At 55.2% G+C, this 567-nt stretch carries 1 protein-coding gene; it reads right to left on the bottom strand.

Annotation, left to right across the window (positions count from 1 at the left end; genetic code table 11):
• The coding region (locus AB1L30_RS00265) for a hypothetical protein (RefSeq protein WP_367011358.1) at positions 1-357 on the bottom strand (357 nt) is incomplete at its 3' end.
• Positions 358-567 lie beyond the last annotated feature (210 nt).

Genomic DNA, 567 nt, shown 5'->3' with positions numbered 1-567 from the left:
TTTCATTTGCCGATTCCGTTGATCCACGGCAAGGGCTACAATCAAAGCTGAACCGTCGCAAACCCCACTCCTGATTCGATTTCGCAAGGACGTCGCCATGCACAAATATGTGTTCATGGGCGTACAGGGTTCCGGGAAAGTCGAAACGAGTCCTTCGATGGCAGGAAAGCCTGAGGTTCTGCTCACCGGCGAGCAGTGGGAAATGGTGACACCGTTCTTTGCTGAGTCGACAGCGACGACAGCACCCATGGTGTTATCCACGTCGATCACGATCTTACCGTCGACTTCTTTCGGCTGGTCGAGCATGAACCGCTCGAGGCCTGGTTCGGCTTCATCGACAAGATCCAGCTCCCGCATCTTAAGCGTGCCACTGGCCTCTGGCCAGTGTGAAGTGCGTACTGGGTTACCGAGTGAATAGCACTTGGCTCTTCCAAGTGGCCGAAAACTGCACCTCAAGGAGGGCAAGAATGATCCCCCAAAATCTCCGAATCCTGCTGGTCGAGGATGATGACATCGATGCAGAAGCTGTACGCCGCGGATTCAAGAAGTCGGGTGTCGAGCGGCCCC

This window comes from Bremerella sp. JC817 (genome assembly GCF_040718835.1).
GTDB lineage: Bacteria > Planctomycetota > Planctomycetia > Pirellulales > Pirellulaceae > Bremerella.
This window is presented reverse-complemented; position numbering and strand designations above follow the sequence as displayed.